The sequence below is a fragment of the Serratia sp. CMO1 genome (assembly GCF_015689115.1).
Classification (GTDB): domain Bacteria; phylum Pseudomonadota; class Gammaproteobacteria; order Enterobacterales; family Enterobacteriaceae; genus Serratia; species Serratia marcescens.
Genome location: NZ_CP065032.1, coordinates 1 through 12,447 on the forward strand (window position 1 = coordinate 1; position 12,447 = coordinate 12,447).

The 12,447-nt window shown below is 59.8% G+C and carries 11 protein-coding genes; 8 read left to right on the forward strand and 3 right to left on the reverse strand.

Features of this window, described 5'->3' with window-relative positions; genetic code table 11:
- From dnaA to yidA, 5 genes are all read left to right on the forward strand, one after another.
- Window positions 1-1,395, forward strand: a complete 1,395-nt coding sequence (gene dnaA / locus IT763_RS00005) for a chromosomal replication initiator protein DnaA (RefSeq protein ID WP_004933889.1) — start codon at window positions 1-3, stop codon at window positions 1,393-1,395.
- Window positions 1,396-1,399: 4 nt separating this feature from the next.
- Window positions 1,400-2,500, forward strand: coding sequence for a DNA polymerase III subunit beta (dnaN, locus tag IT763_RS00010; protein ID WP_206195048.1), 1,101 nt, complete (start codon window positions 1,400-1,402; stop codon window positions 2,498-2,500).
- Between the two features lie 45 nt (window positions 2,501-2,545).
- Window positions 2,546-3,631, forward strand: coding sequence for a DNA replication/repair protein RecF (gene recF / locus IT763_RS00015; RefSeq protein ID WP_004933895.1), 1,086 nt, complete (start codon window positions 2,546-2,548; stop codon window positions 3,629-3,631).
- Window positions 3,632-3,649: 18 nt separating this feature from the next.
- Window positions 3,650-6,064 carry a DNA topoisomerase (ATP-hydrolyzing) subunit B gene (gene gyrB, locus IT763_RS00020; RefSeq protein WP_016929599.1) on the forward strand — a complete coding sequence of 805 codons (2,415 nt, stop codon included), beginning with the start codon at window positions 3,650-3,652 and terminating at the stop codon, window positions 6,062-6,064.
- A 125-nt stretch (window positions 6,065-6,189) separates the two neighbouring features.
- Entirely contained in the window at window positions 6,190-7,005 is an 816-nt protein-coding gene (gene yidA, locus IT763_RS00025; protein WP_016929598.1) for a sugar-phosphatase, read from the forward strand.
- Window positions 7,006-7,030: 25 nt separating this feature from the next.
- Here yidA and IT763_RS00030 read toward each other — a convergent pair whose 3' ends face one another.
- Window positions 7,031-7,972: an ornithine cyclodeaminase family protein gene (locus IT763_RS00030; protein ID WP_206195049.1), complete on the reverse strand. Its 942-nt coding sequence runs from the start codon at window positions 7,970-7,972 to the stop codon at window positions 7,031-7,033.
- Window positions 7,959-8,927, reverse strand: coding sequence for a threonine/serine dehydratase (locus tag IT763_RS00035; protein ID WP_206195050.1), 969 nt, complete (start codon window positions 8,925-8,927; stop codon window positions 7,959-7,961). The genes IT763_RS00030 and IT763_RS00035 overlap by 14 nt, the downstream gene beginning before the upstream one ends.
- Before the next feature lie 489 nt (window positions 8,928-9,416).
- Here IT763_RS00035 and IT763_RS00040 point away from each other — a divergent pair, with 489 nt between their 5' ends.
- The gene (locus IT763_RS00040) at window positions 9,417-10,697 is read left to right on the forward strand and encodes a DUF3748 domain-containing protein (RefSeq protein WP_049299621.1); all 1,281 of its coding nucleotides are present in this window, start codon (window positions 9,417-9,419) and stop codon (window positions 10,695-10,697) included.
- 30 nt (window positions 10,698-10,727) lie between these two features.
- Here the strand turns inward: IT763_RS00040 and IT763_RS00045 are convergent, their stop codons facing one another.
- Window positions 10,728-11,075, reverse strand: a complete 348-nt coding sequence (locus IT763_RS00045; protein WP_049299620.1) for a YceK/YidQ family lipoprotein — start codon at window positions 11,073-11,075, stop codon at window positions 10,728-10,730.
- Window positions 11,076-11,385: 310 nt separating this feature from the next.
- On the opposite strand from IT763_RS00045, the gene ibpA reads away from it, so the two are divergent.
- Window positions 11,386-11,799 (forward strand): small heat shock chaperone IbpA, encoded by a 414-nt coding sequence (gene ibpA, locus IT763_RS00050; RefSeq protein ID WP_004933919.1) that lies wholly within the window; start codon window positions 11,386-11,388, stop codon window positions 11,797-11,799.
- A gap of 107 nt (window positions 11,800-11,906) precedes the next feature.
- Window positions 11,907-12,335, forward strand: coding sequence for a small heat shock chaperone IbpB (gene ibpB / locus IT763_RS00055; RefSeq protein ID WP_004933922.1), 429 nt, complete (start codon window positions 11,907-11,909; stop codon window positions 12,333-12,335).
- Window positions 12,336-12,447 lie beyond the last annotated feature (112 nt).

Consider the following 12,447-nt stretch of genomic DNA (forward strand, 5'->3'; position numbering starts at 1 on the left):
GTGTCACTTTCGCTTTGGCAGCAGTGTCTTGCCCGATTGCAGGATGAGTTACCTGCCACAGAATTTAGTATGTGGATTCGCCCATTGCAGGCGGAACTGAGTGACAACACCCTGGCGCTGTACGCGCCTAACCGTTTTGTGCTGGATTGGGTTCGCGATAAGTACTTAAACAACATCAATGGTCTGCTGAATGATTTCTGCGGCACGGACGCGCCTTTGCTGCGTTTTGAAGTCGGCAGCAAGCCAATCACGCAGGTGATCAGCCAGACCGTGACCGCCAGCGTCAGCAGCGCCCCTGCGGCTCCGGCGGCGCGCACGGCCGCGCCTTCGCGCCCGAGCTGGGACAACGCGGCGGCGCAACCCGAGCTCTCTTATCGCTCCAACGTCAACCCCAAACACACCTTCGACAACTTCGTCGAGGGTAAGTCCAACCAACTGGCGCGCGCGGCGGCTCGCCAGGTGGCGGACAATCCGGGCGGCGCCTACAACCCTTTGTTCCTGTATGGCGGCACCGGCCTGGGTAAAACTCACCTGCTGCACGCGGTCGGCAACGGTATCATGGCGCGCAAGGCCAACGCCAAAGTGGTCTACATGCACTCGGAACGCTTTGTGCAGGACATGGTCAAAGCGTTGCAGAACAATGCCATCGAAGAGTTTAAGCGCTACTACCGTTCGGTCGACGCGTTGCTGATCGATGACATCCAATTCTTTGCCAACAAGGAGCGTTCGCAGGAAGAGTTCTTCCATACCTTTAACGCCCTGTTGGAAGGCAATCAGCAGATCATCCTGACTTCGGATCGCTACCCTAAAGAGATCAACGGGGTGGAAGATCGTCTGAAGTCCCGCTTCGGCTGGGGGCTGACGGTGGCGATCGAGCCGCCGGAGCTGGAAACCCGCGTGGCGATCCTGATGAAAAAGGCCGACGAAAACGACATTCGCCTGCCGGGCGAAGTGGCGTTCTTCATCGCCAAGCGCCTGCGTTCCAACGTGCGTGAGCTCGAAGGGGCGCTGAACCGCGTGATCGCCAACGCCAACTTTACCGGCCGGGCCATCACCATCGATTTCGTGCGCGAAGCGCTGCGCGATCTGCTGGCGCTGCAGGAAAAGCTGGTCACCATCGACAATATCCAAAAGACGGTGGCGGAGTATTACAAGATTAAAGTCGCGGATTTGCTGTCCAAGCGGCGTTCGCGATCCGTTGCCCGCCCGCGCCAGATGGCGATGGCGCTGGCGAAGGAACTCACCAACCACAGCCTGCCGGAAATCGGCGATGCGTTTGGTGGCCGCGACCATACCACGGTGTTGCACGCCTGCCGGAAGATCGAGCAGTTGCGTGAGGAAAGTCACGACATCAAAGAAGATTTCTCCAATTTAATCAGAACATTATCTTCATAGCGCTATGAAATTTATCGTTGAACGTGAGCATCTGCTAAAACCGCTGCAACAGGTGAGCAGCCCGCTGGGCGGCCGCCCGACCTTGCCGATCCTGGGCAACCTGCTGCTGCAGGTGACGGAAGGCTCCCTGCTGCTGACCGGCACCGATCTGGAGATGGAGATGGTGGCGCGCGTCGCCCTGTCCCAGCCGCACGAGCCGGGCGCGACCACCGTGCCCGCGCGCAAATTCTTTGATATCTGCCGTGGCCTGCCGGAAGGGGCGGAGATTGCCGTCACGCTGGAGAGCGAGCGCATGCTGGTGCGGTCCGGCCGCAGCCGCTTCTCGCTGTCCACGCTGCCCGCGTCGGACTTCCCGAACCTGGACGACTGGCAGAGCGAGGTGGAATTCACCTTGCCGCAGGCGACGCTGAAGCGCCTGATCGAAGCCACCCAGTTCTCGATGGCCCACCAGGACGTGCGTTACTACTTGAACGGCATGCTGTTTGAAACCGAAGGCGAAGAGCTGCGCACCGTCGCGACCGACGGCCACCGCCTGGCGGTGTGCTCGATGCCGATCGGCCAGCAGCTGCCGTCGCATTCGGTGATCGTGCCGCGTAAAGGGGTGATGGAGCTGGTGCGCTTGCTGGACGGCGGCGATTCGTTGTTGCAGCTGCAGATCGGCAGCAACAACATTCGCGCCCACGTCGGCGATTTCATCTTCACGTCCAAGCTGGTTGACGGCCGTTTCCCGGACTATCGCCGCGTCTTGCCGAAGAACCCGGACAAAACGCTGGAAGCCGGCTGCGATCTGCTCAAGCAGGCGTTCGCCCGCGCGGCCATTCTCTCGAACGAGAAATTCCGCGGCGTGCGGCTGTACGTCAGCCAGAACCAGCTGAAGATCACCGCCAACAACCCGGAGCAGGAAGAGGCGGAAGAGATCCTCGACGTCAGCTACGACGGCGCGGAGATGGAGATCGGCTTCAACGTCAGCTACGTGCTGGACGTGTTGAACGCGCTCAAGTGTGAAGACGTGCGCCTGCTGTTGACCGACTCGGTCTCCAGCGTGCAGATCGAAGACGGCGCCAGCCAGGCGGCGGCCTACGTTGTCATGCCAATGCGGTTGTAGTCTCGTTACCTTGAATTACAGCACCGTCATCGGTAAAGAGATTGCATGGCTCTGACGCGTTTATTGATTAAAGACTTCCGCAATATCGAGGCGGCGGATTTGGCGCTGGCGCCGGGATTCAACTTCCTGGTCGGCGCCAACGGCAGCGGCAAGACCAGCGTGCTGGAGGCGGTGTATACGCTCGGCCATGGCCGAGCCTTTCGCAGCCTGCAGGCCGGTCGGGTCATTCGCCACGACCAACCGGAGTTCGTGCTGCACGGCCGCATCGAAGGCGCGGAGCGCGAGCTGTCGGTAGGATTGAGCAAGAGCCGTCAGGGTGACAGCAAAGTACGCATCGATGGCAGCGACGGCCACAAGGTGGCCGAGCTGGCGCAGCTGCTGCCCATGCAGCTGATCACCCCCGAAGGTTTTACCCTGCTGAACGGCGGGCCGAAATTCCGGCGCGCTTTCCTGGACTGGGGCTGTTTTCATAACGAACCCGGTTTTTTCACCGCCTGGAGCAACCTGAAACGGTTACTGAAGCAGCGCAATGCCGCGCTGCGCCAGGTGAGTCGCTATGCGCAGATCCGCGCCTGGGATCAGGAACTGATCCCGCTCGCGGAGCGCATCAGCGAATGGCGGGCGGAATACAGCGACGCGATCGCCGCGGATATCACCGCGACCTGCGCGCAGTTTCTGCCTGAATTCGCCCTGAGCTTCTCCTTCCAGCGCGGCTGGGATAAAGAGAGCGATTACGGCGAGCTGCTGGAGCGCCAGTTTGAGCGCGACAGGGCGTTGACCTATACCGCGGTGGGGCCGCATAAAGCGGACTTTCGCATTCGTGCCGACGGCACGCCGGTAGAGGATTTGTTATCGCGCGGTCAGCTTAAGCTGCTGATGTGCGCGTTGCGCTTGGCGCAGGGTGAGTTTCTCACCCGGCAGAGCGGGCGGCGTTGCCTGTATCTGATTGATGATTTTGCCTCCGAGCTGGACACCGGCCGTCGCCGGTTGCTGGCCGATCGCCTGAAAGCCACCCAGGCCCAGGTTTTTGTCAGCGCGGTCAGCGCTGAGCAAGTGACCGACATGGCCGGTGAAAAGGGCAAGATGTTCCGCGTGGAACAGGGTAAAATAGAGGTTCAACCACAGGACTAAACTGAGCGAGAAACGTTGATGTCGAATTCTTATGACTCCTCAAGTATCAAGGTATTAAAAGGGCTGGATGCGGTGCGCAAGCGCCCGGGCATGTATATCGGCGATACCGATGACGGCACCGGTCTGCACCACATGGTATTCGAGGTTGTGGACAACGCTATCGACGAAGCGCTCGCGGGCCACTGTAGCGACATTCAGGTCACCATCCATGCCGACAACTCGGTATCGGTGCAGGATGACGGCCGCGGCATTCCGACCGGCATTCACCCGGAAGAAGGGGTTTCAGCCGCAGAGGTCATCATGACCGTGCTGCACGCCGGCGGTAAATTCGACGACAACTCCTATAAAGTTTCCGGCGGCCTGCACGGCGTGGGCGTCTCGGTGGTTAACGCCCTGTCGGAGAAACTGGAGCTGGTGATCCGCCGCGAAGGCAAAGTGCACGAACAAACTTACAGCCACGGCGAGCCGCAGGCGCCGCTGACCGTGGTGGGCGAAACCGAGCAGACCGGCACTATGGTGCGCTTCTGGCCAAGCCACCAGACCTTTACCAATGTGACCGATTTCGAGTACGACATTCTGGCCAAGCGCCTGCGCGAGCTGTCCTTCCTCAACTCCGGCGTGTCTATCCGCCTGAAGGACAAGCGCACTGACCGTGAAGACCACTTCCATTACGAAGGCGGCATCAAGGCGTTTGTCGAGTACCTGAACAAGAACAAAACGCCGATCCACCCGAACGTGTTCTACTTCTCCACCGTGAAAGACGACATCGGCGTGGAAGTGGCGCTGCAGTGGAACGACGGTTTCCAGGAAAACATCTACTGCTTCACCAACAACATTCCGCAGCGCGACGGCGGCACGCACCTGGTCGGTTTCCGTACCGCGATGACCCGTACGCTGAACAGCTACATGGAGAAGGAAGGCTACAGCAAGAAGGCCAAGGTCAGCGCCACCGGCGATGACGCGCGTGAAGGCCTGATCGCCGTGGTGTCGGTGAAGGTGCCGGATCCCAAGTTCTCCTCTCAGACCAAGGACAAGCTGGTCTCTTCCGAGGTGAAAACCGCGGTTGAAACGCTGATGAACGAGAAGCTGGTGGATTACCTGATGGAAAATCCGGGCGACGCGAAAATCGTGGTCGGCAAAATCATCGACGCGGCGCGCGCGCGCGAAGCGGCGCGTAAAGCGCGTGAGATGACCCGCCGCAAAGGCGCGCTGGATCTGGCCGGCCTGCCGGGCAAGCTGGCGGACTGCCAGGAACGCGATCCGGCGCTGTCCGAACTGTACCTGGTGGAAGGGGACTCCGCGGGCGGCTCTGCCAAGCAGGGGCGCAACCGCAAGAACCAGGCTATCTTGCCGCTGAAGGGGAAAATCCTCAACGTCGAGAAGGCGCGTTTCGACAAAATGCTCTCTTCACAGGAAGTGGCGACTCTGATCACCGCGCTGGGCTGCGGCATCGGCCGTGACGAGTACAGCCCGGACAAGCTGCGTTACCACAGCATCATCATCATGACCGATGCCGACGTCGACGGTTCGCACATCCGTACGCTGCTGTTGACCTTCTTCTACCGCCAAATGCCGGAAATCATCGAGCGTGGCCACGTGTTCATCGCACAGCCGCCGCTGTACAAGGTGAAGAAAGGCAAGCAGGAGCAGTACATCAAAGATGACGAGGCGATGGATCAGTACCAGATCGCCATCGCGATGGACGGCGCCACGCTGCATACCAACGCCAGCGCACCGGCGCTCGGCGGCGAGCAGTTGGAAAAACTGGTGGCCGAGCACTATGGCGTGCAGAAGCTAATCGGCCGCATGGAGCGCCGCTACCCGCGCGCGCTGTTGAACAGCCTGATCTATCAGCCGACGCTGAACGAAGGCGATCTCAGCGATGAAGCCAAGGTGAAGACCTGGATCGCGTCGCTGGTGCAGGCGCTGAACGACAAAGAGCAGCACGGCAGCAGCTATGATTTCGTGATCTTCGAGAACCGTGAGCGCCAGATGTTCGAGCCGGCGCTGCGCATCCGCACCCACGGCGTGGATACCGACTACAAGCTGGACTTCGACTTCATCCACGGCGGCGAATACCGCAAGATCTGCCAGCTGGGCGAGCAGCTGCGCGGGCTGATCGAAGAGGGCGCGTTCATCGAGCGCGGCGAACGCCGTCAGCCGGTAGACAGCTTCGAGCAGGCGCTGGAGTGGCTGGTGAAAGAGTCGCGCCGCGGCCTGTCGGTGCAGCGTTATAAAGGTCTGGGCGAGATGAACCCTGAGCAACTGTGGGAAACCACCATGGATCCGGAAAGTCGCCGCATGCTGCGCGTGACCGTCAAGGACGCCATCGCTGCCGATCAGCTGTTCACCACGCTGATGGGCGATGCGGTTGAACCGCGTCGCGCCTTTATCGAAGAAAACGCCCTGAAAGCGGCGAACATCGATATCTGATGCGTTAATGGTTGTAAAAATCCGCGCCGGGCGACCCGCGCGGATTTTTTTTGCGCCTTTTTTGGCGCTGACAGCCGTGGCTGAAACGCGTTAGCATGGGAAAAAACCACTGGGAGAAGCGTTGAATGGCTATTGAACTGATTGCGATCGACATGGACGGCACGTTGCTGGATCCGCAGCACCAAATCACGCCGGCGGTAAAGCAGGCTATCGCGGCGGCGCGGCGCAAAGGGGTGCACGTGGTGCTGGCCACCGGGCGGCCATATGTTGGCGTGCAGGACTATCTGCGCCAGTTGGACATTCAGGGCCCTGGCGATTTCTGTATCACCTATAACGGCGCGCTGGTGCTGCGTGCGGCTGACGGCGCCTGCATTCTGCAAGAAACGCTGGGCTTTGAGGATTATCTGCACTTTGAGCAGATGGCGCGCGAGTTCGGCGTTCACTACCAGGCGTTTGATTTCGATACCCTGTATACCCCGAACAAGGATATCGGCAAGTACACCATACACGAAGCGGAAATGACCGGCATTCCGCTGAAATACCGCAGCGTGGAAGAGATGGATCGCCAGATGCGTTTCCCTAAAGTGATGATGATCGACGAGCCGGAGCTGTTGGACCGCGCTATCGCGCGCATCCCGGCGGAAACGCGCGAGCGTTATACCATCCTGAAAAGCGCGCCTTATTTCCTCGAGATCCTGCACAAGAACGTCGATAAGGGCGCCGGGGTGAGAATGCTGGCCGAGCATTTGGGCGTGGCGCGGGAAAACATCATGACGCTGGGGGATCAGGCCAACGATACGGCGATGATCGAATATGCCGGCGTCGGCGTTGCGATGGGCAACGCCATTCCCGAACTGAAAGCGGTGGCGCAGTTTGTCACCAGCGCCAATACCGAAGACGGCGTGGCGCGCGCTATCGAGAAGTTCGTGCTCAACGCCTGATAACGCGGGGCGCTGCGGCGCCTCTTTATACTTTCGCCAACACCCCTTTGGCGATCTGCAGATCCTGAATCGCCAGCCCGGTGAGATCGGCGATGGTGATGTGATGCGGCTCGCGTCGCACCCGTCCGCCCTGCGCCAATGCGGCGCCCATTTCGACGATCGGCGTTGAAATCAGCTTGTGCTGCCGATAAGCCGTTGCGATCTCGCCATAGTCTGTACACTGAGCCAGCGCATCGACCAGCAGCGCGTCCGCGCGGGCCACCAGCTCGGTCGCCAGCTCCTGCTTACCGGGCGCGTCGGCGCCCACCGCGGTAATGTGCGTGCCGGGCCGAATATCCGCCGCCTGCAAAATCGGTTCGCGGCTGGGCGTGGTGGTGACGATCAGCTGACAGTGCGCCGCCAGCTCCGCCGCATTCTGCGTGACCCGCACCCGAAAACCCTCGGCCTCGACATCGCGTCGATACGCCGCCAGCGCCTGTTCGTTGCGGCCCCACACCCATACCTCGCGGCAATCGGTCACCGGTTTCAGACATTGCAGCTGCAGCCGCGCCTGCAGGCCGGTGCCGACCATGCCTATCGCCTGAATATGCGGCGGCGCGCACAGATCGGCGGCGATGCGGCCGGCCAGTGCGGTGCGCAGCGCGGTCAGCCAACCCTCATCCTGCAACAGTGCGCGGGGCTCGCCGGTTTGGGCGGAGAACGCCATCATCAGCCCTTGATTGCTCGGCAGGCCTTGTTCGGCATTGCGATAGAAACCGGTAGAGATCTTGACCACGAACAGTTCGTCGCCTTCCAACCAGGCGGATTTGATACAGCAGTCGCCGGCGGCCTGCTCGAACAGGAAATGCTGCGCCGGCGGCTGTTGCACCCGCTGTTGCGAGTAGGCGATAAAACCCTGCTTCAGCAGCGGCGTTATGGCCTCGGCGTCGAACGCGGCGAGAATTTGCTGCCGATTAAGGATGCGCATCGGCGATGGCCTTGAGGTATTTCTCCAGCACGATGTTTTTACCGCACAGCACCACCGCCACCTTTTTACCTCGGTATTCCGGCGCCAGTTTGATCGCCGCCGCCAGCGCTACGCCTGCTGCGCCTTCGATAATCCAGCGATCGCTGGCGGCGATCCGGCGCATCGCGTGTTTAATCTCCGCCTCGCTGACCAGCACTTTGCGGTCAATCAGCTGCTGGCACAGCGGGAAGGTCACGGCGCCCGGCTCGACGCCGCCGGCGGTGCCGTCGGACAGGGTTTCTTGTTCTTCCACCGGGAAGATATGGCCGGCTTCCAACGCGCTGTACAGGCTGGTGGCGTTTTCCGGCCAGCAGGCGATAAGCTGCGTGTTTGGCGACAGTTGCCGCAGAACGGTGCCGATGCCGGCGATATAGCCACCGCCACCGACCGCCACGAACACCGCGTCAAGATCGGCGAGTTGTTCAACCAGCTCCATGCCGCAGGTGCCCTGGCCGGCGATCACCTGTTCGTCGTTATACGGCGAGATATAGGTTTTCCCCTGTTCGCGTGCGGCCAGTTCCCCCGCCAGTTCGGCGTTCAGCGCATCACCCGGCACCAATTCCACGATGCCGCCCAGCGCCCGGATGGTGTCGAGCTTGATGCTCGCCGCCGTCTCCGGCGCATAAACCGTGACGCCAACGCCCATACGCTGCCCCGCCAGAGCGACCGCCTGGCCGTGGTTGCCGGTTGAGGCGGCGATCACGCCGCGCCGGCGTTGCTCGTTATCCAACAGCCGCAGCTTGTTGCTGGCGCCGCGAAATTTAAAGGAACCGGTGTGCTGCAGGTGGTCGCATTTCAGATACAGCTCGCAGCCCAATTGCTGAGAAAGCAGCACGCTGCGCTCCAGCGGCGTGACCCGCACCTGAGGGCGCAGTTGCTGATGAGCGGAAACAATGGCATCGAAGAGGGTGTTCATACCGGCTCCAGAAGATTTGTTTGGACTAAAAATCCAGTTTGTACTTTTTTGTATTAATTGTAAACCCCGCAGCCTGACCCTCGGGCACACCGATCAGAAAACGGCAACGGTCGGAAGGAACATTGCGTTTTCGGTGAAAATAATCATAAACCGGTCGTCTAGTGGCACGATTTTTTATTTATTTGCGTTAAGTAAGGCGCCGCCGCTGCCTTATTCTTATAAGGAAGATGAGAATGAAAAAATAGCGTTTTCATAACCCACCCTATTACATTGGCGCCGTTGAGTTTCGCCGGCAGGAATACAATTGCCTAGTCGGCCGCTTATTTCCTGCCGACGCTGTCGATCGGTTTAAATGATAAGACGCTGAAAAATAATTGCGTGATTTCGAACCGAAAAATTCCTCCCGCCTCACCCTCACAGGCCATATGAAACGCTGCGGGCGATCCGGTAAGATGACGGCTCAGCGCCAGCATGTGCAGGAGAGCCGCCATGAGCCATCGGGAAAAACAACTGACTTTCGACCCACGCGGGCATCAGTTAACCAATATCAACGTCTGGACGCCGGACAGCCAATGGCTGGCTTATGACGTGCGTCCGCGCGGCGCCTCTTTCACCGGCCTCAGCATCGAGCGTGTCAACGTCGCCAGCGGCGCGGTGGAGGTGATTTATCGCGCCCAGCACGGCGCCCACGTCGGTGTGGTCACGGTCAGCCCCGATGCGCCGGCGCGCTATGCCTTTATTCACGGACCTGAGCACCCGGACAGCGCCTGGCAGTATGATTTTCACCACCGCCGCGGGGTGATCGTCAGCGAACCGGATCGCGAGTTGGCCATCACCCTCGACGCGCTGGATATCACCGCGCCCTATACGCCCGGCGCGCTGCGCGGCGGCAGCCATGTGCACGTTTTCAGTCCGGACGGCAGCCGCCTCAGCTTTACCTACAACGATCACGTGATGCATGAACGCGATCCGGCGCGCGATCTGCGCAACGTCGGCGTGGCCGTGCCGCTGCACGGGGTTAACCCGCCAAAACAGCACCCGCGCGAGTACGACGGCAGCCACTATTGCGTGTTGGTCAGCGAGACGGTGCCGCAGCCGCGGCCGGGCAGCGATCAGATTAATCGCGCTTACGAAGAAGGCTGGATCGGCCGCGAAGGCTACCGTAAGGCCGACGGCAGCCGGCAGCGCTGGGCGCTGGCATTTATCGGCGATACGTTGTCCGCCGCCGGAGAGAAGCTGTCTGAGGTGTTTATCGTCGATCTGCCGGAGAACGACGTCGACTACGCCCGGGCGGGCGCTCTGCCGCTGCAGGGGACGGAAAGCGAGCTGCCGGCGCCGCCGCTTGGCGTCAGGCAGCGGCGGGTAACCTTTACCGGGGATCGCCGTTTTCCTGGTGTGGCTGGTGCGCCGCGCCACTGGCTGCGCAGTTCGCCGGACGGCAGCCAGATAGCTTTTCTGATGAAGGACGACGGCGGCGTGGTGCAACTGTGGACGGTGTCGCCGAACGGCGGTGAGCCGCGCCAGGTCAGCCGTGGCGAGCATGACATCCAGTCGGCGTTCAGCTGGCACCCCCAGGGCGGGACGATAGCCTTGGTGTGCGACAACAGCGTGATGCTGTGCGAGGTGGCCAGCGGCCGCCTGCAGCGATTGACGCCGCGCAGCGTGCAGCCGCCGTCGGGGGATGCCGTGGTGTTTTCGCCGGATGGCAAGAAAGTGGCGTTTATGCGCGAGATAGCGGGGTTCAACCAGATCTTTGTGGTTGAGGCGTAAGGCGGGCCTGATGACCCGCTGCGTGTGCGATTAGTGCGTGGCGGTGCTGTCGTCGCCCTGACCGGGATTGCCGGTCGCCGCCAGATTCTGCTGCTCGCTGCGCAGGATACGCGCTTTTGGCGAGTCTGTGGTGGCGTCGTTGCCGGAGCGCAGATAGTCGTAAGGCAGCAGCACGGTATCCATCACCGCGGAGAACGGCAGATCCAGCGCCACCAGCGGCATCATCGCCCAGCTGGTGTTGTCGTCCTTCAGCATGTCCACGCTGGCGCGGGTGCCGGGATAGTAACCCTGATTCGGGCCGGTATGGCTCATTACGCTGGAGCAACCGCTGGTCGCCAACAACATGCAGCCCGTCGCTATCGCTTTCATCGTCGTCATTAATCCATCCTGCAGGGTTGCTGTTCCCCTAAATTAAGCTGATTTATAACATCCTGTTGCTGCTTTAAAAGAAGCAAAATCCCGCTCTGTGGCGGCTCTCTCACTTTAGTGTAAGTGGTAAAAAAAACTTTTACCTTATTGATGCAAATTTTTTTTGATCCTCGCCTGTTGAATTGATGAAAGCAACCCCCATTTTATCATCAGAGCCGAATTGAGAATTCGCCGTAAGGGAATTCTGGCTTAATTAGCCTGTCCAGAGTGGAAGGCGTATTTATTTCAACCTCGCTGAAGTGCCTTAGGAGGCTGTTTTATGCGTAATTTTGATCTTTCCCCGCTATACCGTTCCGCCATTGGTTTCGATCGCCTGTTCAACGCGCTGGAGGCTGGCCAGAGTCAGGGCAACGGCGGTTATCCCCCTTATAATGTCGAACTGGTGGATGAAAATCATTATCGGATCGCCATCGCGGTAGCCGGGTTTGCCGAGCAGGAGCTGGAGATCACCACGCAGGATAATCTGCTGATCGTGCGCGGGGCGCACAACAATGAACCGGCAGAAAAAACCTATTTATACCAGGGCATCGCCGAGCGTAATTTCGAGCGTAAATTCCAGCTGGCCGAACATATTCAAATTAAAGGCGCCAAACTGGAGAATGGCCTGTTGTATATCGACATGCAACGCATCGTGCCGGAAACATTAAAACCGCGCCGCATCGAAATTAAATAAATTTCCGTTTCGCCGGCAGGTACGCTGCCGGTAAATATGAAGTCATGATTAGCCTGCCGTCAGGGGGCTGAATAAACACATCTCGCTTAATGAAAGGAGTTGTTCCTATGCGTAATTACGATTTATCCCCGCTTCTGCGTCAGTGGATTGGTTTTGATAAATTGGCCAGTTCAATGGGCGGCCAGGAACCTCAGGGGTTCCCGCCGTATAACATCGAGAAAAGTGATGACAATCACTACCGCATTTCTCTGGCGCTGGCCGGTTTCCGGCAAAGCGAACTGAATATCGAAGTGGAAGGGCCGCGGTTGACCGTCAGCGGTAAACCCACGCCGCCGGAAAAACAGGTTGAATACCTGCATCAAGGTCTGGTGTGCAAAGAGTTCCAGCTGACTTTCACCCTGGCGGAGCATCTGCAGGTGTCCGAAGCCAAATTTGAAAACGGCCTGTTGCACATCGATCTGGTGCGTCAGGTGCCGGAAGCCTTGCAGCCGCAGCGTATCGCCATCGGTGCGACGCCGGAGCTGGAAGCGAAATAACCGACTGAAAAGCGGTCATCATCATGCGAGGGAGATCCCAACGGATCTCCCTCGCTGCGTTATGTGGCGCGTGCCACAGTCCCCCCTTCGGCCCGATGCCATAATCCTTGTT

Bases quoted from the DNA above. Each gene is read 5' to 3' on its own strand.
- dnaN (WP_206195048.1), top strand. From the start codon at position 1,400: ATGAAATTTATCGTTGAACGTGAGCATCTGCTAAAACCGCTGCAACAG.
- gyrB (WP_016929599.1), top strand. From the start codon at position 3,650: ATGTCGAATTCTTATGACTCCTCAAGTATCAAGGTATTAAAAGGGCTG.
- IT763_RS00030 (WP_206195049.1), bottom strand. From the start codon at position 7,972: ATGCGCATCCTTAATCGGCAGCAAATTCTCGCCGCGTTCGACGCCGAG.
- recF (WP_004933895.1), top strand. From the start codon at position 2,546: ATGGCTCTGACGCGTTTATTGATTAAAGACTTCCGCAATATCGAGGCG.
- IT763_RS00035 (WP_206195050.1), bottom strand. From the start codon at position 8,927: ATGAACACCCTCTTCGATGCCATTGTTTCCGCTCATCAGCAACTGCGC.
- yidA (WP_016929598.1), top strand. From the start codon at position 6,190: ATGGCTATTGAACTGATTGCGATCGACATGGACGGCACGTTGCTGGAT.
- IT763_RS00040 (WP_049299621.1), top strand. From the start codon at position 9,417: ATGAGCCATCGGGAAAAACAACTGACTTTCGACCCACGCGGGCATCAG.
- IT763_RS00045 (WP_049299620.1), bottom strand. From the start codon at position 11,075: ATGACGACGATGAAAGCGATAGCGACGGGCTGCATGTTGTTGGCGACC.
- ibpA (WP_004933919.1), top strand. From the start codon at position 11,386: ATGCGTAATTTTGATCTTTCCCCGCTATACCGTTCCGCCATTGGTTTC.
- ibpB (WP_004933922.1), top strand. From the start codon at position 11,907: ATGCGTAATTACGATTTATCCCCGCTTCTGCGTCAGTGGATTGGTTTT.